The sequence below is a fragment of the Pseudomonas sp. Emmai genome (assembly GCF_055179735.1).
This window is the reverse complement of sequence record NZ_CM143685.1, coordinates 26,625-52,404: the sequence shown is the minus strand read 5'-3', so window position 1 is coordinate 52,404 and position 25,780 is coordinate 26,625. Positions and strand designations below refer to the sequence as shown.

The 25,780-nt window shown below is 59.8% G+C and carries 25 protein-coding genes; 12 read left to right on the top strand and 13 right to left on the bottom strand.

The window, feature by feature from the left end:
* The first annotated feature begins 7 nt into the window (after window positions 1-7).
* From ACY4LX_RS00250 to ACY4LX_RS00220, 7 genes are all read left to right on the top strand, one after another.
* Window positions 8-2,443, top strand: a complete 2,436-nt coding sequence (locus ACY4LX_RS00250) for an alpha/beta hydrolase (protein ID WP_463258867.1) — start codon at window positions 8-10, stop codon at window positions 2,441-2,443.
* Window positions 2,444-2,468: 25 nt separating this feature from the next.
* Window positions 2,469-3,839 carry an SEL1-like repeat protein gene (locus tag ACY4LX_RS00245; protein ID WP_463258866.1) on the top strand — a complete coding sequence of 457 codons (1,371 nt, stop codon included), beginning with the start codon at window positions 2,469-2,471 and terminating at the stop codon, window positions 3,837-3,839.
* Window positions 3,836-4,294: a hypothetical protein gene (locus ACY4LX_RS00240; RefSeq protein ID WP_463258865.1), complete on the top strand. Its 459-nt coding sequence runs from the start codon at window positions 3,836-3,838 to the stop codon at window positions 4,292-4,294. Before ACY4LX_RS00245 ends, ACY4LX_RS00240 begins: the two co-directional genes overlap by 4 nt.
* A gap of 20 nt (window positions 4,295-4,314) precedes the next feature.
* On the top strand, window positions 4,315-4,797 hold the full coding sequence (locus tag ACY4LX_RS00235) for a hypothetical protein (RefSeq protein WP_463258864.1): 483 nt from the start codon (window positions 4,315-4,317) through the stop codon (window positions 4,795-4,797).
* Between the two features lie 24 nt (window positions 4,798-4,821).
* Complete coding sequence (locus ACY4LX_RS00230) at window positions 4,822-5,244, top strand: hypothetical protein (RefSeq protein ID WP_463258863.1); 423 nt, start codon at window positions 4,822-4,824, stop codon at window positions 5,242-5,244.
* Window positions 5,241-6,968 carry a hypothetical protein gene (locus ACY4LX_RS00225; protein ID WP_463258862.1) on the top strand — a complete coding sequence of 576 codons (1,728 nt, stop codon included), beginning with the start codon at window positions 5,241-5,243 and terminating at the stop codon, window positions 6,966-6,968. Before ACY4LX_RS00230 ends, ACY4LX_RS00225 begins: the two co-directional genes overlap by 4 nt.
* Before the next feature lie 196 nt (window positions 6,969-7,164).
* The gene (locus tag ACY4LX_RS00220; protein ID WP_133835380.1) at window positions 7,165-7,548 is read left to right on the top strand and encodes a helicase; all 384 of its coding nucleotides are present in this window, start codon (window positions 7,165-7,167) and stop codon (window positions 7,546-7,548) included.
* 146 nt (window positions 7,549-7,694) lie between these two features.
* Here the strand turns inward: ACY4LX_RS00220 and ACY4LX_RS00215 are convergent, their stop codons facing one another.
* The 6 genes from ACY4LX_RS00215 to exbB all read right to left on the bottom strand — a co-directional run bounded on the left by ACY4LX_RS00215 (window position 7,695) and on the right by exbB (window position 14,607).
* The gene (locus tag ACY4LX_RS00215) at window positions 7,695-9,095 is read right to left on the bottom strand and encodes an aminoacyl-tRNA deacylase and HDOD domain-containing protein (RefSeq protein WP_149659472.1); all 1,401 of its coding nucleotides are present in this window, start codon (window positions 9,093-9,095) and stop codon (window positions 7,695-7,697) included.
* A gap of 79 nt (window positions 9,096-9,174) precedes the next feature.
* Complete coding sequence (gene recG / locus ACY4LX_RS00210) at window positions 9,175-11,250, bottom strand: ATP-dependent DNA helicase RecG (RefSeq protein WP_054048424.1); 2,076 nt, start codon at window positions 11,248-11,250, stop codon at window positions 9,175-9,177.
* 9 nt (window positions 11,251-11,259) lie between these two features.
* Complete coding sequence (locus tag ACY4LX_RS00205; protein ID WP_123408680.1) at window positions 11,260-12,189, bottom strand: hydrogen peroxide-inducible genes activator; 930 nt, start codon at window positions 12,187-12,189, stop codon at window positions 11,260-11,262.
* 265 nt (window positions 12,190-12,454) lie between these two features.
* Complete coding sequence (locus ACY4LX_RS00200; protein ID WP_463258861.1) at window positions 12,455-13,204, bottom strand: energy transducer TonB family protein; 750 nt, start codon at window positions 13,202-13,204, stop codon at window positions 12,455-12,457.
* Window positions 13,201-13,629, bottom strand: coding sequence for a TonB system transport protein ExbD (exbD, locus tag ACY4LX_RS00195; RefSeq protein ID WP_008150131.1), 429 nt, complete (start codon window positions 13,627-13,629; stop codon window positions 13,201-13,203). Before exbD ends, ACY4LX_RS00200 begins: the two co-directional genes overlap by 4 nt.
* Before the next feature lie 6 nt (window positions 13,630-13,635).
* Window positions 13,636-14,607, bottom strand: coding sequence for a tonB-system energizer ExbB (gene exbB, locus ACY4LX_RS00190; protein ID WP_463258860.1), 972 nt, complete (start codon window positions 14,605-14,607; stop codon window positions 13,636-13,638).
* A gap of 189 nt (window positions 14,608-14,796) precedes the next feature.
* Between exbB and ACY4LX_RS00185 the strand changes: the two genes are divergently transcribed.
* Complete coding sequence (locus ACY4LX_RS00185) at window positions 14,797-15,654, top strand: SDR family oxidoreductase (protein WP_463258859.1); 858 nt, start codon at window positions 14,797-14,799, stop codon at window positions 15,652-15,654.
* Between the two features lie 122 nt (window positions 15,655-15,776).
* Here ACY4LX_RS00185 and ACY4LX_RS00180 read toward each other — a convergent pair whose 3' ends face one another.
* The 6 genes from ACY4LX_RS00180 to ACY4LX_RS00155 all read right to left on the bottom strand — a co-directional run bounded on the left by ACY4LX_RS00180 (window position 15,777) and on the right by ACY4LX_RS00155 (window position 21,068).
* Window positions 15,777-16,517: a hypothetical protein gene (locus tag ACY4LX_RS00180; protein WP_463258858.1), complete on the bottom strand. Its 741-nt coding sequence runs from the start codon at window positions 16,515-16,517 to the stop codon at window positions 15,777-15,779.
* 55 nt (window positions 16,518-16,572) lie between these two features.
* Window positions 16,573-16,953 (bottom strand): RidA family protein, encoded by a 381-nt coding sequence (locus tag ACY4LX_RS00175; protein WP_003229509.1) that lies wholly within the window; start codon window positions 16,951-16,953, stop codon window positions 16,573-16,575.
* A gap of 24 nt (window positions 16,954-16,977) precedes the next feature.
* Window positions 16,978-19,083 (bottom strand): bifunctional GTP diphosphokinase/guanosine-3',5'-bis pyrophosphate 3'-pyrophosphohydrolase, encoded by a 2,106-nt coding sequence (gene spoT / locus ACY4LX_RS00170; protein ID WP_213937837.1) that lies wholly within the window; start codon window positions 19,081-19,083, stop codon window positions 16,978-16,980.
* A gap of 57 nt (window positions 19,084-19,140) precedes the next feature.
* Window positions 19,141-19,404: a DNA-directed RNA polymerase subunit omega gene (gene rpoZ / locus ACY4LX_RS00165; RefSeq protein WP_007894670.1), complete on the bottom strand. Its 264-nt coding sequence runs from the start codon at window positions 19,402-19,404 to the stop codon at window positions 19,141-19,143.
* 167 nt (window positions 19,405-19,571) lie between these two features.
* Window positions 19,572-20,192 carry a guanylate kinase gene (gmk, locus tag ACY4LX_RS00160; RefSeq protein WP_149659479.1) on the bottom strand — a complete coding sequence of 207 codons (621 nt, stop codon included), beginning with the start codon at window positions 20,190-20,192 and terminating at the stop codon, window positions 19,572-19,574.
* A 12-nt stretch (window positions 20,193-20,204) separates the two neighbouring features.
* A complete protein-coding gene (locus tag ACY4LX_RS00155; protein ID WP_149659480.1) occupies window positions 20,205-21,068 on the bottom strand; it encodes a YicC/YloC family endoribonuclease in 864 nt (287 codons plus the stop codon).
* Window positions 21,069-21,339: 271 nt separating this feature from the next.
* Here ACY4LX_RS00155 and rph point away from each other — a divergent pair, with 271 nt between their 5' ends.
* The 3 genes from rph to gltS all read left to right on the top strand — a co-directional run bounded on the left by rph (window position 21,340) and on the right by gltS (window position 24,051).
* Window positions 21,340-22,062 (top strand): ribonuclease PH, encoded by a 723-nt coding sequence (rph, locus tag ACY4LX_RS00150; RefSeq protein ID WP_046030686.1) that lies wholly within the window; start codon window positions 21,340-21,342, stop codon window positions 22,060-22,062.
* A 29-nt stretch (window positions 22,063-22,091) separates the two neighbouring features.
* A complete protein-coding gene (locus ACY4LX_RS00145) occupies window positions 22,092-22,457 on the top strand; it encodes a DUF4870 domain-containing protein (RefSeq protein WP_463258857.1) in 366 nt (121 codons plus the stop codon).
* A gap of 385 nt (window positions 22,458-22,842) precedes the next feature.
* Window positions 22,843-24,051: a sodium/glutamate symporter gene (gene gltS, locus ACY4LX_RS00140; protein WP_463258856.1), complete on the top strand. Its 1,209-nt coding sequence runs from the start codon at window positions 22,843-22,845 to the stop codon at window positions 24,049-24,051.
* Window positions 24,052-24,131: 80 nt separating this feature from the next.
* Here gltS and ACY4LX_RS00135 read toward each other — a convergent pair whose 3' ends face one another.
* Window positions 24,132-24,911: an exodeoxyribonuclease III gene (locus ACY4LX_RS00135; protein WP_007934608.1), complete on the bottom strand. Its 780-nt coding sequence runs from the start codon at window positions 24,909-24,911 to the stop codon at window positions 24,132-24,134.
* 82 nt (window positions 24,912-24,993) lie between these two features.
* On the opposite strand from ACY4LX_RS00135, the gene pyrE reads away from it, so the two are divergent.
* Entirely contained in the window at window positions 24,994-25,638 is a 645-nt protein-coding gene (gene pyrE, locus ACY4LX_RS00130) for an orotate phosphoribosyltransferase (RefSeq protein ID WP_133835392.1), read from the top strand.
* Window positions 25,639-25,780 lie beyond the last annotated feature (142 nt).

Genomic DNA, 25,780 nt, shown 5'->3' with positions numbered 1-25,780 from the left:
ATTGTCCATGAGCAAGCCTGTGATGTACCTGCTGGCCGGCAACGGCAGCGCCGCCGAATGGTGGGATGACGCGCTGCCGCACTTTCAGCGCTACCACGTGGTGCCGCTGGAATTGCCGGGCTTCGGCAGCAATCCACAGGCGCCGTGCGAAGACCTTACGGCGTACGCGCAAGCGTTGCTGGCGATGACGGTTGAAGGCAGCGCGATCATGGCGGTCGGGGTCAATGCGTTGCTGGTGTTGCACGCGCTGCAACGTCAGCCGGGGCACTTTTGCCGCAGCGTGTTGCTGGCGCCGGTCGGCGCATTCTTGTGGCAACGACGGCTGCCGGCGTTGATGTCGCCGCTGCCGATTCGCAAGACCATTCACTGGTTGCTGTCGAACAAACCCGCCGTGTTCGCGCACAAGTTCTCCAACCAGACCTGGACGCCCGCGCAGTACCAGCGCATGGGCGCCGGATACGCTCGCTGCCGCGCGTTTGTGCCGCACTGGGACCTGGTGCGCGCCGACACGGCGCTGCCGCTGCTGGAGTGGATCACCGACCCTGTGGAGTTGGTGTGGGGCGATCAGGACAACGTGCTCGGCATCGCGCAGGCTGCCGCGTGGTCGGCGATTCTGGCTCGCGCAGATCTCACAATCAGCTTGAAAACCGGTTGGGGCCATTACCCGTGGATCGACTCACCGGCCGAATTCGCCGGGTGGCTGGAATCGGGCGAATGCGGATTCGTTGCGCACACCAAGGGCGGTCGCTTGCGTCTGGCGGAGTTGGCCGGGCAAGCGGTGCCGCCGGCGCTGTCGCTCAACGAGGGTCATGATCCGCGCTTGCCGGCGTTTCTCGCCAGCCAACCGGACGCCACGTGGGCGGTGCGTTCCTCCAGTTATGGCGAGGATCAGGCCGATGCGGCGAATGCCGGGTTGAGCACCACGTTCCTGCGCGAACCGACGTCCAACGTGTCGGCGCGCATCGCCGAGTTGAGCGCGGCGGGTGTGGAAGAAGTGGTGGTGCAGCGCTTCATCACGCCCAAGGTGTCCGGGATCGGGTTTGTGCGGCATCTGTCGGTGGAACTGGAGTGGGTCGAAGGGCATCTCGAGTCGCTGGCCGACGGTCAGGTCAGCCCCGAGCGCGCGATCATTTCCCGCCTCGGTGATTCGTGGAGCAGCGACACGTTCAAGCCTTCCCATGGCCTGACGGCGGACCTGTTGTGGCGCTTTCTGCAAGGCGTGTTGCGGGTCTTTCACTACGTGCCCGGCGACGTCGAATGGGCCTGGGATGGCCAGCAACTCTGGTTGCTGCAATACCGGCCGATCAGCGACTACGGCTGGCGCCGGCACCTGACCGCCGCCAACATTGCCGAGATCCTGCCACCGCAACCGAGCGTGTTCGTGGAGTACGCGCAACGGCGTGCGGCGGCGAGTATTCCGGCGATCATGGCGCGTTGGGACTCGCGGGTGTTGCAGGACAACGAGCCGTTTACCGCCGTGTTTGGCGGCGCCTCATACATCAACAACGACCTGTTTCTGGCACGGTTGGCCGACTGGGGGATTTCCGCCAGCAGCTATGCCGGTGAAGTTGGTGGCGCGACACCGCACCTGCCGTGGCGACCGCTGCGAATGCTGCGTTCGTTGCCGTTGTTCCTGCGCATGCAACGTATCGCCCGCGGGCACTTACTGACGTTGGAACCGCGCTTGCGCCGCTTCGACGAAGAACTGTCCGGACTGATCGCCCAAGGTGCCAACGGCCAACAACTGGCAGACTGGTTCACCCGGTTCTATGTGTTCGTGGTGCAAGGCAATCTGTGCATCGCCACATCATTGGCCAGCAGCGGCGGCGATCTGCTGGGCCGGCCGCCGACGGCGTATGAAGATCTTGAAAACAGCCCGCATCGATTGCCCTGGGAAACCGATCCGGCCACGCCACGGCCGGCACCGACTGACTTGCCGTTGCAGGCCTTCCCGCGATGGTCGGGGCTTATCCGTGTCGCCCATTCCACTGGCCTGCCGGGCCTGCGCGGCTACTACCTGCAAGTGCGCGAGTGGTATCGCGACAACCTGATGCGGGTGTTCTTCCGCCTGCACCACGCCATGCCGATGGCGGATCGAGTGCATTGGTTCGCGCCGCATCCAGACATTCGCAGCCGCGACGGCAGCTTCTGGCAAGACGGTCGCGAAGGCACCGAGCAAGCGACGGGTTTCATGATTTATCCGGGCCAGGTGCAAGGCATTCTGGGCGACGACATTTTGCTCGAAGACACCCTCGACCCCGGTCGCCACGCGCACTACCAGGCCGCGCGGGCGGTGATTGCGCGCATGGGTGGGCGCTTGTCCCACGGCTCGACCTTGTTGCGTGAACTGCGCAAACCTTCGGCGGTGCTGCCTCAAGTCGACGTGGCGTGGCTGGGGTGTGAGGTGTTGTATCGCGATGGTGAGCTGACGTTGGTGAAGTGATTTTTTGATGAAAAGGAATTCTCTAGTGGCGGGTTTGAAGCGTGGGTGCCTGGTGTGGTTGGCGCTGGTGATGTCGTCGGCGGCGTTTGCGGCGGAGCCGGGTGCAGTGCTATGCCCCAGCGCCAATTTTGTGGAGTTCGTCACCGCGTTTACGGCGAATCCCGATACTCAGCCAGCCTTTGTCGCTTCGCCGGTGATGGAGTTGTCGGTGGTCTCCACCGGGTCGAAACCCCGGGTGGTGCAACGGCAGGTGGCGACGCTGGCGCCGCGATCTCTGACTGAGTTGTCGGCGGACTACATCGCGAAATCCGGGCTGAGTTTGCAGGTTCAGTTGCCCAACTATGTGTTCGTCCGCGACCACAAAGGCGAAGTGCTGAAGGCCTTCACGTTCAAGTTCGGCGACTGCTGGAAATTGGTGCGGGTCGAAGACTGGTCGCTGGAAAAGGTGCTGTCCGAGCAACAAGGGGAACTGCGCGCTGCGCCGGGTGCCCGCGCCCTCAAGCGAGGGGCGCTGTATGACAAGCTGACGAACGAGTCGGGGTATCCGGCCGACGTGCAGTTGTATGTTTCGTCCCTGGACAGTTACCTGGACGGGGCCGCCCAAGGTAACGACCAGGCGGCCTATGCTGCCGCGTCAGTCAGCCTTTCGGGGCAGGCGCCGCGCCTGGACAACAGCAAAATTCTCGAGCTTTTGAGCCAAGGTTCCCGAACGCTGGCCCAGGCCAGTCATGCACTTTCCGGGTTTTATTGTGACGAAGGCGAGTATGGCGACCCGCGTCCTTGCGCCGACCCGGCCAAATCCCTGGCGGCGCTGAAAAGGTCTGCCGCGCAAGGTGCGTCCTATGCGCTCAATGACCTGGGCAGTGCCTTTCAACGTGGCACCCTGGGCATTCAGGATTCGCAACGGGCACTGGCCTGTTACCTGGCGGCGGCCAACATGGGACAGGAAGATTCACGCACTAACGCAGAGCAGTTGAGCGCTCAAGGCATACAGGTTGACCCGGCCAAGCCCTGCCTGATGCCGGAACCTGCCGAACAAGCCCAGGTGTTGGGCTGTCCCTCGAAGGATTTCGAAGGGTTTTTAGCCGACTTCATGGAAAGCACGGCCAGTCAAAAAACCTTCACCCGCGTTCCGATGAAGAAGCTGATCACGGTGGATGCAGAGCCCGAGCCGAAGCAGGTCAGTACGATGCTGGATCGCAGTGACCTGGTGTTCCCGCTGATCCCCGAGGCGAAGGCGCGTGAGATGCAAGGGCTGACGCTAGAGATCGTGGACAAGAGCGACACGTCGGCGACGGTGAAACTGCAAAAGCCGGATACGGGTTATCAGGTGATTTACCGGTTCAGTTTTGAGGGGTGTTGGGGGCTGGATGAAGTGCAGGACTTTTCGATTTGAAGGCGGGTTATTTCAAGGGATTTGAAGTGAAAAGATGGCTGCTGTTGGTGGTTGGCGTGCTGCCGTTGGTGGGTCGGTGCGAGGTGGTGTCGGAAATCTATTGTTTTGGGACAGGTGAGTCGAGCCCGGTGAATTTCGAGCTGCGAACCTATTACGACGAAACGAACAAATGGCACGGTGGGTTTGTTAAGTACGCTTCCTCCGGTGTGGCGATTCCTCTGGTTTTAACCGACAGCGAATCTGAAGAAGTGAGTCCGGATAGGCCTTGGCTGGCCACCACTACGTGGACCGAGGTCTCTGAGGGGAAGGTAACCGGCGTATACGAAATGGTGAGTCAGGGCGTAACAGTCCTTTCCATGACTTACACGAAGAAATCGAATGGTAGGCAGTACGACTTTTCTCACAACTGGAGTATCGATTTTTCTCCGGAGAACGGATGCCAATGGGAACAGTGAATTTGTTCAGGAGTTACAACATGAAAGGACTGTCGATTTTATTGGGCTGCATCCTGGCCGGTGCAACTTCTTTATCCTTCGCCGCCGATCCATCCTTCACAGACTTCACCATCACCGAAGTGTTTGCCGGCCCAAACCACGCCCCGGTGCCCCAGGAAAACAGCAATCAATGGATGGATGAAGCGCGCGCACAAGCCCTCGCCGGCAAGGTCAATTTCGCCGGGCACTACGTTCTGCACCGGATGGGCTGTGGCGGCAGCACGATGTGTGTCGAGGTGCTGGATGCGCAGACGGGCGAAATCTCCACGGGTCTGCCGAATGCCTACGACGGCAACGCGCTGGCGCTGTCTTACCGGCCCGACAGCAACTTGATCATCGTCTACGGCATCACCGTCGACACCGAAGAAGACCTGATGGGTAAACCGCTGAAAAATCTCTACCGAACGCGCTATTACGAGTTTGTGAACAACGAATTCCGGCTGTTGAAAATCACCGATTCATAAGCGATCTGGCAAAGGGAGTTGTCTTTGAAAAAGTTATTGATGCTGATGTTGCTGGCCTTCCCCGCATTCGCTCACAGCGAAGTGGGAACGGAAATTGACTGTTTTAAATCCCTGGAAGGCAAAAACATAAAGCTTGAGTTCAGGATCTACCGTGATGAGGCCGCGAAGTGGAGCGGGGCGGGGGCCAAGTATGGGACGTCCAAAGAGTCGATCCCGCTGGTGTTCAAAAGTACCGAGCAAGAAGAAATGGCCGAGGGCCGGCCTTTTCAATTCACCACCACCTGGGTCGAAGTCGTGGGCGGCGCCGTCACCGGTGAATACGTCATGGTTCGCCAGGGTGCGTTGATTTACGGCATGTCCTACACCAATGCCAAAACCAAGAAGCGGTTTGAGTTTGATCATCACCCGTTGACTGAGTCTTCTGCCGAGAAGGGGTGTCAGTGGTGAAGCTGTTTACCTTGAAGATTTCAATGTTCTTGATGGTGTTATTGAGCTTTGGCGCGGGTGCTGCTGAGTCGGTTTTCTCGCACGCAACCCGCTGTGAGCCTTATGGCAAGGCGCCCGGCAGTTGTTCATTGGCCCTGGACGCTGACGGCTACATCTTAGATGCCAGCTCAGGAAAGCGACTGTTCGACGACGCGGAATATACCGGCGCGATGTTTACCAACGCGCTGTATCGATCCGGCAATCAGTACATTCTGGACAGTGAGAATTACTCTTCCGCTAAATCTCGCCGTTGGGTGGTCTTCAGTTATGACGGCAAAGAAGTCGTCCTGAACCATCTCTATATTTTTTCCCAGAATATCTCGATGCAAGTGGGCCCTTACTGGCATGGCTATGACTGCCGTCCGGTCAGTGCGAAGTTGGGCGCGCATACGGGGAAGTCACTCTTGGAGTCGGCAGCCGATACCCTTTGCAAGGACGTTGAAGCAAACGTGGTAACGGTTGTTGAACCTGCTCCGGCCTCTTCGGCCGCCGCTTCGCTGGCGGTCAGTGTGCCGGTGTACAGCGACGGGCAACGCAATGGCGCGGCAACTTATGTGTTCGAGGGGACGGACGCGCCTGAGCTTTTGAAGTTGGCGTGTGATTCCGGCTGCGCGCTGCCCTTGAAAGAAACGGCTTCGCAAAGTACGGGCAAGGTCGCGCAACCAAGTTCCGGTGCCAATCCGCCAACGGTGATCAAACAGCAACAGGCCAGTTTATTGGGTGCCGCATCCCGTCAAAACGTGTCTGTGCTGTCCGGTGAAGCCGGCGCAGACTACCGCCGCCTGCAGATCACACCTGAACACGGCACCGGCAACGACATGCTGCTGGATACGGCCAAAGCATTGCCGTTGATCAAGAGCCAATACTCGTCGGCCATGAGCGATATCTTCAGCGTCCACATCATCAGCAACCCGGCAGGCGTGCTGAAGGTCATCGATCCGCAAAGTGACACCGTGTCGGTCAAGCAGCCTTCTGCCGAGGCCGGGAACGCCCTTGTACTGGTCAGCAGCGAAGAAGATAACGCCGTTTATAACTTCAACCTGGTGTTTCGCTACAACAAAAGCTCCCGGCAGTTCGAGCTGAAACATGTATTGCAGGTCGTCAACAACGAGTCCTGCGATCACTCGGTTGTCAGTGTTGAAGAAGTCCCCAAAAGCCTGATCGGCGAAATGTCCCTGGCGTCTTTCGATGGCCGCAAGCTGTTTGAGCAGTTGTCTGAATTGCGCATTCAAGCGGGCGGCGATTACAAAAAATTGATGATGACGGACGTCGCGGAACAGCTCGACAAGGCGTTGGCGCTGTATCGAAAAGGGCAGACCGAGGCGCTCTCGGAGGTGATGGGAAGCTTCCTGATGTACGACAACGCAGGTCAATGCGACCCGGACAGGTACATCGCGCAAAAGTATGACTTTCCTCAGTTACCCGCCTGGTCGAATGACTTGGGGTTTCTATTCGGTGAGACCGGTTATTACGATGAATCTGTCGAATTGCTCAACGCGGTGATTGCCCGAAATCCCACACGCACCGTGGCCTATCTGAACCTCGCCGACAGTTACTGGGGTTTGAAGAATAAAGCGCTGGCGGCACAGGCTTACACGAAGTACGCCTCGCTAATGAGCGACGCGGGCAAGGCGTCGAAGATTCCTGCGCGAGTGGCTGAGCGTAGCAGTGGAGTGGTGGAGTGATGGGCAGACGCGAAGATCAAAAGGTCGCAGCCTTCGGCAGCTCCTAAGGGAGTGTATCCGTTGGGGAGTTAGCGTGACTTGGCAGTCATTGACGCCAAAAACCGCATCATCTTCTTCAAACACAACGCAATAGTGTCGTTATCGTCTGAAGCCGCTACACTGCGCCGGCCGTTCATTTTTCTTTGAGGCTGTGCGCATGAAATTTCGTTTTCTTCTGTGGATGCTGGGTTTGTTGATGGGTAAGGCCAGTCGGACCAATCCTGCGTTTCAACAGCAGTTGGGGGACAAGGAACTGGTGTTTCAACTCCAGACCCTGGACGGGAAGGTGGCGCGGCATTTTCGCGTGAAGGATCAGCGCATCACCAGCAAGTCCGGGGTGTATGCCGAACCGGCGTTTGCGATTGCCTTTAAAGACGCGGCGTATGGCTTTGCCACGATGCAGGCGAAGAACAAGCAGTTGGCGTTTATGACGGGGATTCAGGACAAGTCGATTCAAATCAAGGGCAACCCGGCGCTGGTGATCTGGTTCCAGGGGTTGACCAAGTATTTGAAGCCGAGGAAGGCTAAGCCTAAGGCTTGAGTTCGGTGTTGGGGCTGTGACGCGGAGCGTCACGGGATGCGTTACCACGCGGGAGCATGGGAACGATCAGGTAGTCAGGAAGACCGAGTTGGGTTCATCGCGGGCAAGCCTTGCTCCTGTAGGAGCGAGGCTTGCCCGCGAAGCTTTTAGGCCTGGGTGAACTGCGAGGCCAGTTCGCGCAGCAGCACTTCGGCTTCAAGCACTTTGCTGACCACGTCGTTGGCCTTGTCGCGGGTCAGGCCCACACGCTCCAGCAACGCATCCGGGATGTCTTCATCCGGCCCGGAGCCAATCCCGCGACTGCGCAGCAAACGCACCGCCAGGCATACCAGGTTCGGGTATTCGGCATAGGCGCCGTCATAGCCCGGATCGTGCTGGAAGCGCAGCGCAGTCGCCAACTCATCCGGCATGTCCCAATAGCGCATCAACCAGGAACCGATCTGTTCGCGACTGATGCCCAGCAGATGTTGTTCAACATAGCTGTGGCACAGGTGCGGGTTGACCTCCAGGTGGCGGCAGATCAGCGAGAAGTGCGGCGGGAAGACGTGGGCCAGCAGCAAGTAGCCGAAGTTGTGCAGCAGGCCGGCGAGGTAGGTCAGGCCGGCTTCCGGGCGCTGGGCCCGGGGCATGGCGCGGGTCAGGCCTTCGATGACGGCGGCGGTGTAGATCGATTGCTGCCAGTACGGCGTGGTGTGTTGCGGGTGGTCTTTGGGCAGGCTCAAGGTCTTACCGAGGGCCAGGCCCAGGGCCAGGTTGATCACCAGATCGAAGCCCAGCACCCGAACGATCGCGTCTTCCACCGAACGAATCTTGCCCGGCGAGGCGTAATACGGCGACGCCGCCCAGCTCACGACTTGCGCGGCCAAAGCCGGGTCGGTTTCAACCACGCCGGTGATGTCGTCGATGGTGGCGTTGGGGTCGACCCGCAGCTTGATGATTTTTTGCGCGGTTTCGGCCAGCGGTGGAATCTCGATGGTGGCTTCCAGGCGTTGCTGGATGCGCCGCGCGGTGAACGCCTGGACGGCCTGGGTGATTTCCTCGCGGTCATCGTCGGGGCGGTCGAGGTTCGGGCGGATGCTGGTCAGGGCTTCGCCGAAGTTGGCGGCGCTGGCCTTGGTCAGCATGCTCTTGAAGGCTTCGCTGGTGATTTCCAGCAGCACATTCGGCTCGCCCGAGTTGATCAGCAACTTCGGCTCGCGCAGCAGGCTTTCTTCGTACAGGCACGGTGAACTGGTCAGCGCCGGCAGGCCGGGCAGCAGGCTCAGGCTGTGTTTGCCGAGCATCTTCTCCAGGCGTTCGGTCGAGACAGCAGTCAGTCGGCGGCCCGTCAGTTCGGCGAGGCGATTGAGGTCCAGCAACTGACTCTGCGGGAACAGCACCATGAGTGCGCCGACCGCATCATCCAGCAAAACCGCCTGCACTTTACGTGCGGCGTTGAGGCCGTGATGGTCGAGGACTTCTTCGTAGGCGATGCCCAGCTTGCCGAGCAGCAGCCGAATAACAGACGGAGCGTGCGGGGTTTCGGGGATGAGGGCAGCTTCGGTCATGGTGTGTATCCGTTTTTGAAACAATTGCTGGAGTATAACCAGCTTGTTTAAAGCCATGGTCCAGAAACTGCGACGGTGCTCACACTTGGCCGTATTGCTGCCCATGGCGCAGCCAACGATCAAGCAACGGGCTGACATGATCGGGCCAGCGCTCCAGCAGCGCCTGGGCCGCATCGCGCACGGCGGGCAGCAGGTCGGCGTCGCGCATCAGGTCCGCGACCTTGAATTGCAGCAGGCCGGTCTGGCGTGTGCCGAGCATTTCGCCGGGGCCGCGCAGTTCGAGGTCTTTTTCGGCGATGACAAATCCGTCGTTGGTCTCGCGCATGATGCCCAGGCGCTGACGGCCGATCTGTGACAGCGGCGGATGATAAAGCAGCACGCAATGGCTGGCGGCGCTGCCCCGACCGACACGACCGCGCAACTGGTGGAGTTGCGCGAGGCCGAGGCGTTCGGGGTTTTCGATGATCATCAGGCTGGCGTTCGGCACGTCGACGCCGACTTCAATCACCGTGGTCGCGACCAGCAGTTGCAGGTTGCCGGCCTTGAATTCGGCCATCACCGCGGCTTTCTCGACAGGCTTCATGCGCCCGTGGATCAGCCCGACCTTCAACTCGCCGAGGGCGGCGGTCAGGTCTTCGTAAGTGGTTTCCGCCGCTTGGCAGGTCAGCTCTTCGGATTCTTCGATCAGCGTGCAAACCCAATAGGCCTGACGTCCTTCGGCACAGGCGCCGCGCACCCGTTCGATGACTTCAACGCGCCGTGTATCGGTGACCAGCACGGTGTTGACCGGGGTTCGACCGGGCGGCAGTTCGTCGAGGATCGAGGTGTCGAGGTCGGCGTAGGCGCTCATGGCCAACGTCCGTGGAATCGGCGTGGCGGTCATGATCAGTTGATGCGGGCACATCCGTCCGCCCACGCCTTTCTGCCGTAGGGCGAGGCGCTGCTGGACGCCGAAGCGGTGCTGTTCGTCGATGATTGCCAGCGCGAGGTTCTTGAACTGCACTTCTTCCTGGAACAACGCATGAGTGCCGACCACCATGGGCGCGCCGTTGGCGATTTGCTCCAACGCCGCGACGCGGTTCTTGCCCTTGAGCTTGCCGGCCAGCCACGCGACTTCGATGCCCAGCGGTTCGAGCCAGCGCTTGAAGGTGATGAAGTGCTGTTCAGCGAGGATCTCGGTCGGCGCCATCAAGGCAACCTGATAACCGGCCTCCAGCGCTTGCAACGCGGCGAGGGCGGCGACCACGGTTTTGCCGGCGCCGACGTCACCCTGGATCAGGCGCAGCATCGGCTCGTGCTGGCTGAGGTCGTAGGCGATTTCATTGCCGACCCGCTGCTGGGCGCCGGTCGGCGTGAAGCCGAGGTTGGCCAGGTACTTGGCCGGCAGCTTGGTGGCTTTGGGCATCGCCGGCGCGCGCAGGGAACGCATGCTTTCGCGCAGACGCTGCTGGGACAGTTGATGGGTCAGCAGTTCTTCAAAGGCCAAGCGATGCTGCGCCCAGTGATGACCGAGGGCGAGTTCGTCGACGTCGGCATCGGCGGGCGGGTGATGCAGGTAGCGGATCGCATCGGCCAGCGGCGCCAGTTGATAGTCCCGGGCCAATTCGGTCGGCAGCCAGTCGGGCAGGCTTGTAGGGCCGAGCAGGGTCAGGGTTTGCATGCACAGTTGGCGCAGGCGTTGTTGGGTCAGGCCTTCGGTGAGCGGGTAAACCGGGGTCAGGGTTTCATCCACCGGCGGCGGTTCGTCACCGGTGATGGCGCGGTATTCCGGGTGGTAGATTTCCAGCCCCGAAGCGCCGGGCCGGGCTTCGCCGTAGCAGCGAATCCGCGTGCCGCGTTTGAGGCCTTCTTTCTGGGCGTTGCTGAAATGGTAGAAGCGCAGGCTGAGGCCGCCGGTGCCGTCCTGAATCCGCACAACCAAGCTCCGGCGGCGGCCCATGACCACGTCGGCGCCGCTGACGGTGCCTTCGATCACGGCGTCCTGACCGGGTCGCAAATGGCCGATCGGGACCACACGAGTGCGGTCCTGATAACGCAACGGCAGGTGAAAGAGCACGTCCTGGAGATTCTCCAGGCCGACCTTGGCCAGTTTCTCGGCCATGGCTTCACCGACACCCTTGAGTGCCGTCACCGACACTTGCGACAACTCGGTCATGGCAGCGACTTAACCGGCCACCACCGGCGCTTGTGGCTTGGCCACCGAGCACAGGCGAATGGAGTCAGCGAGGATTTCAATCGCCTTCGGCCGCGGGAAGCTGGCGCGCCAGGCGATGGCCACGGTGCGGAACGGCACCGGCGGCGACAGAGGACGCACGGCAATCACGCCGGGGGCGTAGTGGTGACTGTCCACGGCCGACAACGGCAGGATCGAGATGCCCAGGCCGGAAGCGACCATGTGGCGGATGGTTTCCAGGGAGCTGGATTCCACCGTGGTGTGCTTGGCGCCGTCGTTGCCTTTGCCCAGGGTCGGGCAGGCTTCCAGCACCTGGTCGCGGAAGCAGTGGCCTTCACCGAGCAGCAGCAGGCTCTTGTCGTTGAGCAGGGCGGCGTCGATAGTTTCTTTCTGGGTCCACGGGTGCTGGGCCGGCATCAGGACGTAGAACGGTTCGTCGTAGAGCGGCAGGGTCAGCACGTCGGCTTCGTTGAACGGCAGGGCGATGATGATCGCGTCCAGCTCGCCGTTGCGCAGTTTGTCGCGCAGCACGTGGGTGAAGTTTTCTTCGATGTACAACGGCATCTGCGGGGCGACCCGGTGCAGTTGCGGAATCAGGTGCGGAAACAGGTACGGGCCGACGGTGTAGATCGCGCCGACTTTCAGCGGCGCGGTCAGTTGGTTCTTGCCGGCCTGGGCCAGTTCGCGGATGCCTTGGGCCTGTTCCAGGACTTTCTGCGCCTGGGCCACGATGCCTTCGCCGACCGGAGTCAGGCGCACGGCGCTCTTGCTGCGCTCGAAAATCAGCACACCGAGTTCGTCTTCAAGCTTTTTCACGCCCACCGACAGGGTCGGCTGGCTGACGTGGCAACGCTCGGCCGCGTGGCCGAAGTGCTGCTCTTGGGCGAGGGTAACGATGTAGCGTAATTCTGTAAGAGTCATAGCGAGCGTCCATGAAGTTGCGGGCCAAGCATACCGGCTGCAATCGATAGACGCACGTTATCAGAGAGAGTGTGTTGAGTGACACAGGGCAATGCGGGTTTGCCGCTGGCGGATAAGCAAAAGGCACCTTTCGGTGCCTTTATGGCCGCTGCATAACCTGTAGGAGCAGAGCTTGCTCGCGGAAGCGGTTTATCAGCCAACATGGATGTTGGATGTGATGGCCTCTTCGCGAGCGAGCTTCGCTCTTACAGTTGCCGTGTGTTGTTTAGCGCCGGCGTTTTTCCAGCGAATAAACAAACGGTGCAACGATTTCGATCGAGCCGTTGTTCAGCATGTCGGCCGGTGGCTTGGGCAGCGGCTGGGCACGTTTGATCATGTCCAGGGTCGCCCGGTCCAGGTCGGCGTTGCCGGAACGGCCCACCAGTTCGAACGACAACACATTGCCTTCACCATCGACCACGAAGCGCAGGCGGTTCAGACCTTCCTTGCCCCTTGATTGCGCGCTGGCCGGGTACTTTTTGTACTTGGCCAAGTGCGCGAGCAGGGTGCCTTGCCAACTGGCCTTGGCGGCCTGCTGGGCGGGCGATGGACCTGGCGCCGGTTGTGCGGATTTCTCGGTCGGGGCCTGGGTCGGTTGCGCGTCGCTCGGTTTTTCCTCGGACGGTTTTTCCTTCGGCGGCTCCGGCTTTTTCTCCACAGGCTTGGGCGGTTGCGGCTTGGGCTTGGGTTTGACCGGTTTCGGCACGGCAATTTCTGCCTTAGGCACTTGCGCCAGTTTCGGGATCGGCAGTTCTTCCACCGGGGCCGGTGGCTGAGGCGGCGTGATCACCTTCGGCGGTGCCGGCGGTGGCGGGGCCGGAACCGGCGCCAACTCGACCATCATCGCCTGCGGAGGCAATTCAATCGGTGGGCGCGCCGTCCAGTTCACCGCCAGCGCAATGGCCAGCGCATGGACGCCCAGCACCACGGCAAGGCTCCCGCTGTAACGCGTCAGCTTATGGCGCGTCGTGATCATTTCTTGACTGCCGTCTCAAGCCCGACCAGACCCACCTTCAGGTAACCGGCGGAGCGCAGGTTGTCCATCACGCTCATCAGGTCGCCGTAATCCACGCCTTTATCGGCCTGGAAGAAGATCGTCGTGTCTTTCTTGCCCTTGGTCCTGGCGTCGAGGGTGGCGCCGAGTGCTTCGGCCTTCACTTCGTCTTCACCGAGGAACAGGCGCTGGTCGGCTTTTACGCTGAGGAATACCGGTTTTTCCGGGCGTGGCGCCGGTTTGGCGCTGGAGGCCGGCAGGTCGACCTTGATGTCCACGGTGGCCAATGGTGCAGCCACCATGAAGATGATCAACAGCACCAGCATCACGTCGATAAACGGCGTGACGTTGATTTCGTGGTTCTCGGCCAGATCGTCGTCTGCGCCTTCTTTCAAATGCAAGCCCATGGCTGATTACCCTACTTTGACCACGTGGGGTTGCGTGGAGCGCTCAGCGGTCGGCAGGTGATCCAGATCACGGCTGACCAGCAACAGGACTTCAGCAGAGGCGTCCGACACCTGCGCCTTGTAACCGGCGATGGAGCGGGCGAAGACGTTGTAGATGACCACGGCAGGAATCGCGGCAACCAGGCCCAGCGCAGTAGCCAACAGGGCTTCTGCGATGCCGGGAGCGACGACGGCGAGGTTGGTGGTCTGGGTTTTGGCGATGCCGATGAAGCTGTTCATGATGCCCCACACGGTGCCGAACAGACCCACGAACGGCGCGGTGGAACCGATGGTGGCGAGCACGCCGGTGCCGCTGCTCATGTTGCGACCGCAGGCGGCAACCAGACGCTCAAGGCGGAAGGCGACACGTTCCTTGATGCCTTCTTTCTCGCGGCTGTTGGCCGACAGGCGCATTTCTTCGAGGGCATCGTGGACCAGCAGATGAGCGAGGGTGCCTTGCTTGGTGGCGCTGGCGCTGGCTTCTTTCAGGGTGGTGGCTTTCTTCAGGTGGACAATCTCACCGCGCAGACGACGCTTGGCGCCCATCAGCTCAAAGCCCTTGGCGATCCAGATGGTCCAGGTGATGATCGAGGCGATGGCCAGGCCGATCATCACGATTTTCACGATAATATCGGCGTTCTGGTACATGCCCCAAGGCGACAGGTCGTGGGCCATGCCCAGGGAATTGTCCGGTTCGAGGACTTCTGGCGCGTCTTCGGCGTTGGCATCTACCGCCAGGGCCGGATCGGTTGCGGCAGGTACTACGGCGGGAGCGGCGTGATCCGCCGGGGCTGCAGCGGTGGCGGCAGGAGCGGCAGGTGCTTGCGCATCGGCGAAAGCGGCGACAGGTGCCAGCATCAGGCTGAGCAGCAGGGCGGCCACAGCGCTCCAGGCGCGAGGTCGTTTGGTTGGCGAAGCGGGGAATTGATTGCGTGTCATGCTGGCCGGACCTGAGAGAAAAATAGGGTAAATGTTCTTCCAGGCCTCGTAAGGCCGAGAACAAAAGTGGTCGGCATTATTGCAAGTAATTCTTGTTAACAGAAGTAATGGCTTCTCTTTTTTTCCTCCATTGCTATCCGATCGTCCTTTACGGGCGCTAATCTGTACCTTTCCTGAGGGAGTTTTCTGATGTCTGCGCCATCTGTTTTGATCGCCGGCTGCGGTGATGTCGGCAGTCGTCTGGCCACGCAATTACTGGCTTCGGGTTGGGAAGTTCACGGCTTGCGGCGTGACGTCTCGCGCCTGCCCGAAGGGGTGATTGGCGTTGCCGGCGACTTGTTCAATAAAGACTGTCCGGAAACCTGGCCAATCGGTGCGGTGGATTACCTGGTGTATTGCGCGGCGGCCACCGATCACGATGAAGCAGGTTATCGCGCCTCTTATATTCAGGGTTTGCAGCACGTGCTGGAATGGCTGGGCGATTACGGCCAGGTGCCGAATCGGTTGCTGTTCGTGTCCAGCAGCAGCGTTTATGGCCAGCAGGACGGCGAGTGGGTCGACGAGACTTCACCGACTGTGGCGGCTGGTTATTCCGGGCAAGTGATGCTGGAAGCCGAGCAAATTGCCCTTAATAGCGGCGTCCCGGCGAGCATCGTGCGGCTGACCGGGATTTACGGTCCGGGACGCGAATTTCTGCTGACTCAGGTTCGTCGCGGTTATCGCGTGGCGATTGACCCGCCGTTATACGGCAACCGCATTCACTCGGACGATGCGGCTGGGTTGATGGCGTATCTGCTTGAGGCTGATCAGCGAGGAGTTGCGCTGGATAACGTCTATATAGGCGTCGACGATGCGCCTGCGCCATTGGCTGACGTGGTGGGCTGGTTGCGTGAGTATCTGGGCGTGACCGAGTGGGCCGAGAACGAGAGTGTGCGCAGGACTGGCAGCAAGCGTTGCAGCAATGCGCGGGCGAAAGCGCTGGGCTGGGAGCCGAAGTACCCGAGTTATCGCGAAGGCTATGCCGCAATTCTTGGAGACCGCAGCTAACTTCGAGTCACCCAAAACAACTGTAGGAGCAAGGCTTGCCCGCGAAAGCGATGTAACAGCCGACATAGATGTTGGATGTTATGACGCTTTCGCGGGCAAGCCTCGCTCCTACAGGTATTCGATCACTGCTTTTCCAGCAACCACTTGCGATCACCCGGCGTGAACTGCGGCATTTCATCCGCCTGCGCCGTGTTCACGGCCTGGAAGATTTCCAGTTCCTTGCCTTTACGCGCAAAGATCCAGGTGTTGCCCTGGCCGTTGAGTTGCAGCCACATATTGTCGTTGCCACCGCTCATCGACGCGCAGTCACCCGCCAGACACAGGGCATAACGATCCGCACCCGGCAGGCCGGCCACCTGGCCATCCGCCTGGAACTGCACGGTGCTGCCTTCACCCTGGCCGTTGACGATTTTCCAGCTGCCGCCCATGTAGGCCGAGTACAGCGCGCGTTCGAAGCTGGCGCCAATTGGCGCGCCTTCCGGGACTGGAATCAGGGCGCGGTCGAAGACTTGCGCCGGTTCGTTGTCGTTGGCGACCTGGCTCAATTGCTTGCCGTCACGTCGCAGTTCGCTGGCGGAACTGCCATAGAAGTCGACTTTCCAGGCGCCGGACTCATCGGCCAGCAGCTTGCCTTCGACGTTTTCAAAACCGTTGGTGTAGCGGGCCTGGTTGGCCTTGGTGTTGACGTCCCATTCCAGGTTCGGACCGTAAGCCTGGAGCGCTTCGCGCAGGGGGCCGCCCTTGGAGGCAGCATCGATGGCCACCTGGTTGATCCAGGTGCCGCTGATATCACGGTCGGCAGGATTGCTGGCGCAGCCGCCGAGGAAAACGGCGAGCAAGGAGAGGGCAAGCGCTTTGCGCATGGTGGAATCCTTTCAAAACGAAAACGGCGCAACCTGGGAGGCTGCGCCGGATGTATTACTCGATGACCAGAATGGCGTCCATTTCTACCTGCGAACCCTTTGGCAGGGCTGCAACGCCAATGGCGGCGCGGGCAGGGTAGGGCTGGTCAAAGTATTTGCCCATGATCTCGTTGACCTTGGCGAAGTGGCTCAGGTCGGTGAGGAAGATGTTCAGTTTGACGATGTCCTTGAACGAACCGCCAGCGGCTTCAGCCACGGCTTTCAGGTTCTCGAACACCTGGACGGTCTGGGCTTCGAAGCCTTCGACCAGTTCCATGGTTTTTGGGTCCAGGGGAATCTGACCCGACATGTAGACGGTATTGCCAGCCTTGATCGCCTGGGAATAAGTGCCGATGGCGGCCGGGGCTTTGTCGCTGGTGATAACAGTCTTGGTCATGAATGACTCCTTGTAATGGATGGGCTACGCACGCATGCGGGTGATGCGAATCACCCCGGTCAAGGCGCGCAGTTTCTTGATCACGCGGGCCAGATGCACACGGTCGTGCACGCTGACCACCAGTTGGACCACGCTGATGCGACCATCGCGTTCGTCCATGCTGATTTTTTCGATATTGCCGTCGGCCGCGTTGACGCTGCTGGCCAGCAGGGCGATCAGGCCGCGCTGATGTTCCAGTTCGACGCGCAACTCGACGTTGAATTCGCCGGTGACATCCTTGGCCCACGAGAGCTGGATGCATTTTTCCGGGTTGTGGCGGATTTCGCTGATGTTGCGGCAGTTGTCCAGGTGCACGACCATGCCTTTGCCCGCCGACAGGTGCCCGACAATCGGGTCGCCCGGGATCGGCGTGCAGCACTTGGCGTAGCTGAGGACCAGGCCTTCGGTGCCGCGAATCGCCAGTGGGCCTTCGGCGCTCGGCAGTTGTTCGCCTTCGCCCAACAGGCGGCGAGCGACCACATAGGCCATGCGATTGCCCAGACCGATGTCTTCGAGCAGGTCTTCGATCAGTTCCAGGCGGTACTCGGTGAGCATCGCCTTGACGCGCTCGGCCGGGACTTTGTCCAGGGTGCTGTCGAAACCGTTGAGGACCTTGTTCAGCAGGCGTTCGCCGAGGCTGATGGATTCGGAGCGGCGTTGCAGCTTCAGCGCATGGCGGATGTGGGTCCGCGCCTTGCCGGTGACCACGAAGTTGAGCCACGCCGGGTTCGGCCGCGCGCCAGGCGCGCTGACGATCTCGACCGTGGAGCCGCTTTGCAGCGGTTCGGACAGCGGTGCGAGGCGACGATTGATCCGGCACGCGATGCAGCTGTTGCCGACGTCGGTGTGCACCGCGTAAGCGAAGTCGACCGCTGTGGAGCCTTTGGGCAGCTCCATGATCCGGCCTTTGGGCGTGAACACGTAGACCTCGTCCGGGAACAGGTCGATCTTCACGCTTTCGATGAATTCCAGCGAGTTGCCGGCGCGCTGCTGCATTTCCAGCACGCCTTTGACCCACTGGCGGGCGCGGGCGTGAGTGCCTTTTGGCTGCTCGTCGCCGCTGGATTTGTACAGCCAATGGGCGGCGATGCCGTTGTTGGCCATCTCTTCCATTTCACGGGTGCGGATCTGGATCTCGATCGGTACGCCGTGCATGCCGAACAACGTGGTGTGCAGCGACTGATAGCCGTTGGCCTTGGGGATCGCGATGTAATCCTTGAAGCGTCCCGGCAACGGTTTGTACAAATTATGCACAGCACCTAGCACGCGGTAGCAGGTATCGACCTTGTCGACGATGATCCGGAACGCGTAGACGTCCATGATCTCGTTGAAGGCCCGACGCTTGCCGCGCATTTTCTTGTAGATGCCGTAGAGGTGTTTCTGCCGTCCGCTGACTTCGCCCTGGATTTCATCAATCGCCAGGCAATGGCTCAGGGATTCTTCGATCTTGTTGACGATTTCCTTGCGGTTGCCCCGGGCGCGTTTGACCGCCTGGTTGATCCGCGCGGAACGCATCGGGTGCATGGCCTTGAAGCCGAGGTCTTCGAATTCTATGCGGATGGCGTGCATGCCCAGCCGGTTGGCGATGGGCGCATAGATTTCCAGGGTTTCCTTGGCGATGCGCCGGCGTTTTTCGCCGGACAGCACTTCCAGCGTGCGCATGTTGTGCAGGCGGTCGGCGAGCTTGACCAGGATCACGCGAATATCGCGCGCCATGGCCATGGCCATTTTCTGGAAGTTTTCGGCCTGGGCTTCGGCTTTGGTCTCGAAGTTCATCTGGGTCAGTTTGCTGACCCCGTCGACCAGTTCGGCCACGGTTTCGCCGAACTGCGCTTGCAGCGCTTCCTTGGCAATCCCGGTGTCTTCGATCACGTCATGCAGCATCGCCGCCATCAAACTCTGATGGTCCATGTGCATGTCGGCAAGAATATTCGCCACGGCAAGGGGATGCGTGACATACGCCTCGCCGCTGCGGCGGCGTTGGCCGTCGTGGGCTTGTTCGGCGTAGAAATACGCTCGGCGGACCAGGTTCACCTGGTCCTTGCCGAGGTAGGTCGATAAGCGATCGGCGAGGGCGTCTATGCTCGGCATGATGACTCCTGCCGTTCGCTGTGACCCCGCGCCGTGCTACGTCGACCAGGCATAGGCTTAGACGGCCTCGTTGGACTCGTCCTCGAACGCTGCGAACAGCGGTTCGTCTTCGACGATTTCAGCATTGGCGATGAACTCATAGCTCATCAGGCCTTCAGCGATTTCACGCAGCGCTACAACGGTAGGCTTGTCGTTTTCCCACTGAACCAGTGGCTCTTTGCCGCCGGTGGCCAGTTGACGGGCACGTTTGGTGGACAGCATGACCAGCTCAAAACGGTTTTCCACGTGGTTCAGGCAGTCTTCAACGGTTACGCGGGCCATGGTATTCCTCGGAGCGAATGCAATATGCGCGCTGCCCGGTTGGGCGAGCGGACTCAACAGTTTAAAAAATCACCAGCGATTAGGGAAGCGCTGATTTTTTGACCAAGCCCTTCAACGCGCTGCAAGTGCCAATGTAAAGCCCCCGCAGCGGTTTTGGGAAGAGCTGTTTAGCCGAGCAATTCAGCCAAAAGTTTTCCGTTACGCTGCTGCTGACGCTTCTGATGCAGCTGATTGGCACGGAAAATCGCCTTCAAATCGTGCAGGGCGTGGGCAAAATCGTCGTTGATGATCAGGTAGTCGTAGTCGACATAGTGGCTCATCTCGCTGACCGCTTCACGCATCCGGCCGTCAATGATCTCGTCGCTGTCCTGGCCGCGATTGGTCAGGCGCTGGTGCAAGGCTTCCAGGGACGGCGGCAGAATGAAGATCGAACGGGCTTGCGGCATCAACTTGCGCACTTGCTCGGCGCCCTGCCAGTCGATTTCCAGGATCAGGTCGTGGCCCGCGTCCAGGGTCTGCTGCAAGTGACTTTGCGAGGTGCCGTAGAGATTGCCGAACACTTCGGCGCGCTCCAGGAAATCACCGTGTTCGCCCATCTTCACGAACGCTTCGCGCGAGACGAAGTGATAGTTCACGCCGTCCACTTCACCGGGACGCATGGCGCGGGTGGTGTGGGAAACCGAGACGCGGATTTCCTGGTCGGAGTCGGTCAGGGCCTTGACCAGGCTGCTCTTGCCCGCGCCCGAAGGCGCGGAAATGATGTAAAGGGTGCCGGTGCTGTGGGTCATGTCGGGGTGGCCTTACTCTATGTTCTGTACTTGTTCGCGCATCTGCTCGATCAACACTTTGAGGTTGACCGCCGCCTGGGTGCTGCGCGGATCGAAGGCTTTGGAGCCCAGTGTATTGGCTTCGCGGTTGAGTTCCTGCATCAGGAAGTCCAGGCGCCGACCGGCTGCGCCGCCGGACTTGAGCACCCGACGCACTTCGATGATGTGGGTGCTCAGGCGATCCAGTTCTTCGGCGACGTCGCTCTTTTGCGCGAGCATGACCATTTCCTGCTCCAGGCGCTGGGGGTCCATATCGGCTTTCATGTCGGCAAAGCGATCGAGGACTTTCTGGCGCTGGGTGGCGAGCATCTGCGGGACCAGTTCGCGCAGGGTCACGACGTCTTCTTCAATGGACGTCAGGCGCTCGTTGATCAGGCGAGCCAGCTCCGCGCCTTCGCGCTCGCGGCCGGCCTTCAGCTCTTTCAAGCCTTGATTGAACAGCGCCAGTGCCTCGGCATTCAGGGCTTGCGGGTCAGTAGCGTCGCCCACCAGCACGCCGGGCCAGGCCAGGACTTCCAGCGGGTTCAACGCCGCCGGGTTCTTGATCAGGCCGGCAATCGTTTCGGCGGCCGCGACCAATTGCGCGGCGCGCTCGCGATCCACTTGCAGGGTTTTGCCGGTGCTTTCTTCAGTGAAACGCAGGGTGCATTCCAGCTTGCCTCGGGAAATGCCCTGGCGCAGCGCTTCGCGGACGGCGCCTTCGAGGTCGCGAAAGGATTCCGGCAGACGCAGGTGCGGTTCCAGGTAGCGGCTGTTGACCGAGCGCAGTTCCCAGCTCAGGGTGCCTTGGACACCGGCGTTTTCGACACGGGCGAAGGCGGTCATGCTGTGCACCATGGAGGTACCTCGCAATGCAGGCCGGCGCGAAACCCGTAGGGCTTCGCGGACCCGATATCAATGAATGTAAGCCGACTGGCAGCAAAGGCGCAGGATTGTAGCGCAGTGGGGCGGATGCGCCCAAACACACCCTGTGACAAAGGGCAGCAGGCCGTCGGTTAGGCGCTTTTTGCCGCCTTCAACCGTCGGCCGGATTTTTTAGAAGTGCCCAGTCGTGGCTGGCGGCTCTATAATGCTCCGCAGTTTTCCGTCCCCAGTACAGGTATTCCCTATGAAACGTCCAAGTGGTCGCGTTGCCGATCAGCTCCGCTCGATCCGCATTACCCGCAACTACACCAAACACGCCGAGGGTTCTGTGCTGGTCGAGTTCGGTGATACCAAAGTCATCTGCACCGTCAGCGTCGAGAACGGCGTGCCACGTTTTCTTAAAGGTCAAGGCCAAGGCTGGTTGACCGCTGAATACGGCATGCTGCCGCGCGCCACCGGCGAGCGTAACCAGCGTGAAGCGAGCCGTGGCAAGCAAGGCGGGCGCACCCTGGAAATCCAGCGCCTGATCGGCCGTTCCCTGCGCGCTGCGCTGGACATGTCCAAGCTGGGCGATGTCACCCTGTACGTCGATTGCGACGTGATCCAGGCTGACGGCGGCACTCGCACCGCATCCATCACTGGCGCCATGGTTGCGCTGGTCGATGCCTTGAAAGTGATCAAGAAGCGCGGCGGCCTGAAAGGCGGCGACCCGCTCAAGCAAATGATCGCGGCCGTTTCGGTGGGCATGTACCAGGGCGAACCTGTGCTTGACCTTGACTACCTGGAAGATTCGGCTGCCGAGACTGACCTGAACGTCGTGATGACCAGCACTGGCGGCTTCATCGAAGTCCAGGGCACCGCTGAAGGCGCGCCGTTCCAGCCGGAAGAGCTGAACGCCATGCTGGAACTGGCCAAGAAAGGCATGAATGAAATTTTCGAACTGCAGAAAGCCGCCCTGGCTGACTGATCGAACCTTTCCACACCAAGGAGGACGCCATGAGTGATCAGCAACTGCTACCCACGCCGAGCCAGGAGGTTCGTCAGTGGGCAATGTTTTGTCACTTGTCCGCCTTGCTGGGGATCTGGATTCCGTTTGGTACGCTGATTGGCCCGTTGATTCTCTGGCAGATGAAGCGCGAGAGTGATCCGTTTATTGATGCGCAGGGCAAGGAAGCGCTCAATTTTCAGATCACCGTCGCCATCGCCGCGACCCTATCGTTCTTTTTGATGTTGGTGGTCATCGGGTTCTTCCTGCTTGGCCTGATCGCCATCGGCGCGTTGGTGCTGACGATCATTGCTGGCGTGAAAGCCAATGAAGGGGTGCCTTATCGATATCCGTTCACCTGGCGGTTGATCAAGTAACGATCAAGCCGGACAGGCCCGCCTTACATTGAGCGCTGTAAAACAAATGCCCTGACTTGTCAGGGCATTTGTATTTTTGCAGTTCAATTCACATCTCTGGCGCACGGGGCGGGTGATAACTGCGCCGCAGTTCTATATCAGCGATCACTCTTACATCTTTAGTCACAACTGTAATGCCTCAACATTGGCTGCGTCCTTGGCAATGAGACTTTACGGTTGATAGAGTTGCCCCACGTTATATTCACTAAGAAATATTTCGACATATTCAAGCCATCGAAGGTCCTTGAATTTCAAGCAATCAGTGTTGAGAAACTCAGCCGGTTCAAGAGGCGTGCGCAGGTAAAAAGTTCGCCTTTGAATATATATATAGCCAAGAATAATCCCAATGATTCAGCTCGATTTTTATGGAACGCTTGTGGCCGCCTCCTTGGTGCTTTTGCTGGGGCGCGGACTTGTTACACGTGTTGGTTTTCTACGTAATTACAATATTCCCGAACCCGTTGCCGGCGGTCTGTTGGTTGCCCTGGCTTTCCTGATATTACGAACTTTTGATATTGAAGTCCGCTTCGATACTTCATTACAGACGCCGTTGATGTTGGCTTTTTTCGCCACGATCGGCTTGAGTGCGGACTTCGCCAGCCTGAAGAAGGGCGGTCGCGTAGTGGGCGTTTTTCTGCTGGCGGTGGCCGGACTGCTGATCGTCCAGAATGCCATGGGCATCGGCCTCGCAAAAATGCTCGGGCTCGATCCTTTGATGGGACTGCTGACCGGTTCGATTACGTTGTCGGGCGGTCACGGTACAGGCGCTGCATGGGGGACGGTGTTTAGCGAGAAGTATGGTCTGGCGTCGGCCTCCGAGCTGGCGATTGCCTCTGCGACGTTCGGCCTGGTGTTGGGTGGCTTGATTGGTGGTCCGGTCGCTCGCCTGCTGATCAAGCGTGTTCAAGTACCAGGCTGCCACCCTCAGGAAACACCACAGTTGCCAAAGGGCTTTGAGCAGCCGAACAAAGAGCGCTCGATTACGCCATTTTCGTTTATCGAAACACTTGCCCTGATTGCCGTCAGCTTATTGGCCGGCAATCTTCTGAATGGCTGGCTGCACGGAACGGCACTTGAATTGCCGACGTTCGTTTGTGTTTTGTTCGTGGGTGTCGTTTTACGCAATGGGCTTTCAGCGTTGGGCTTGTATCAGGTATTCGAGCGTGAAGTCTCAGTGCTGGGGAATGTCAGCCTGTCGCTGTTTCTGGCGATTGCCTTGATGTCGCTCAAACTGTGGGACCTGGCGGCACTGGCCTTGCCGATCTTCATCATTTTGGCTGCGCAAGCGTTGGTCATGGCGCTGTTTGCGATTTTCGTGACGTTCAGAATCATGGGCAGTAACTACGATGCGGCGGTGTTGGCGGCAGGGCACTGCGGTTTCGGGCTGGGTGCCACACCTACGGCCATCGCTAACATGCAGGCGGTGACGCAGCGCTACGGGCCTTCGCAGATAGCGTTTCTCGTGGTTCCGATGGTGGGTGCGTTCTTCATCGACATCATTAACGTCATCGTGATCAAGCTGTACCTTGCGCTGCCGTTTTTTGCCGTTGCCTGAGGTTCGGGTCATGTCGACTGATGCATAAAAAAATGCCCGTATCTTGCGATACGGGCATTCTTTTATCGGCGAATCGACGCTTAGATAGTCAGCGTCCAGTCGTAGTCCACGATCAGCGGTGCGTGTTGCGAGAACCGTGGCTGACGTGGCAGGCGTGCGCTGCGTACAAAGCGGCGCAAGCCTGGGGTCAGCAACTGGTAGTCGAAACGCCAGCCCAGGTTGAGCATCTCAGCCTGTTCGTTGTCCGGCCACCAGCTGTACTGGTCGCCTTCACGACTGACTTCGCGCAGGGCATCGACATAACCCATATTGCCGACAATCTCGTCCATCCAGGCACGTTCAGGTGCCAAGAAGCCCGGGGATTGCTGGCTGTCGCGCCAGTTCTTGATATCCAGCTTCTGTTGCGCCACGTACAGCGAGCCACAATAAATGTACTCGCGACGCTTGCGTCGCTGTTTATCCAGATAACGGGCGAAATCGTCCATTAGCTTGAACTTCTGGTTCAAGTCTTCATCGCCATTCTGCCCCGAAGGGAGCAGCAAGGTCGCGATGCTGACCTTATCGAAATCGGCTTGCAGGTAGCGCCCGTAGCGGTCGGCCGTCTCGAAGCCGAGACCGCTGATGACTGCCTTCGGTTGCAACCGCGAGTACAAAGCCACGCCACCCTGGGCGGGAACTTCAGCTTCGCAGGCATAAAGGAAGTAGCCATCCAGTTGGAAGGCTGGATCGTCCAGTTCAAAGGCGGAGGCGCGGGTGTCCTGCAGGCAGATGACGTCGGCATTCTGTGCTTGCAGCCAACTGAGCAAACCTCGCTCCACTGCAGCCTGAATACCATTGACGTTCACACTGATGATCCGCATAAATGGCCCCAAAAATCGCGTGCGTGTATGATACACGGCGTCAACCTAATTAGCTAAATCCGTGGTATTTGGGGTTTTTTTCATGCAAGCGTATCAGCGCGATTTCATTCGTTTTGCCATCGATCGCGGCGTTTTGCGCTTCGGTGAGTTCACCCTGAAGTCCGGGCGCACCAGTCCTTACTTCTTCAATGCCGGCCTGTTCAACAGTGGTTCGGCCCTGGCGCAACTGGGTCGTTTCTACGCGGCAGCCATCGTTGAGAGCGGCATTCCCTTCGATGTTCTGTTTGGCCCTGCGTACAAAGGTATCCCGTTGGCTGCGACCACTGCAGTGGCCTTGGCCGAACATCACGGCCGTGACCTGCCATGGTGCTTCAACCGTAAGGAAGCCAAGGCCCACGGCGAAGGCGGCAGCCTGGTCGGCGCACCGTTGACTGGTGAAGTGCTGATCATTGACGACGTGATCACCGCCGGCACCGCGATCCGCGAAGTGATGCAGATCATTGACAGCCAGGACGGCGCCAAAGCCGCCGGCGTGCTGATCGCCCTGAACCGTCAGGAGCGTGGCAACGGCGAGTTGTCGGCGATCCAGGAAGTGGAGCGTGACTTCAAGATCCCGGTCATCAGCATTGTGTCGCTGACCCAGGTCCTGCAATTCCTGGCCGATGATCCGCAGCTCAAGCAGCATTTGCCTGCCGTAGAAGCCTACCGCGCCCAGTTCGGCGTTTAACGCTGATCTCCCTGTGAGGCGGGCTTGTGTGGCGAGGGAGCTTGCTCCCCTTGAGTGCGCAGCGCTCACAAGCTCTTGAGTCTGCTGCGCAGCCCAGCGGGAGCAAGCTTCCTCGCCACAAATAGACGTGTCCCCCGCAGGG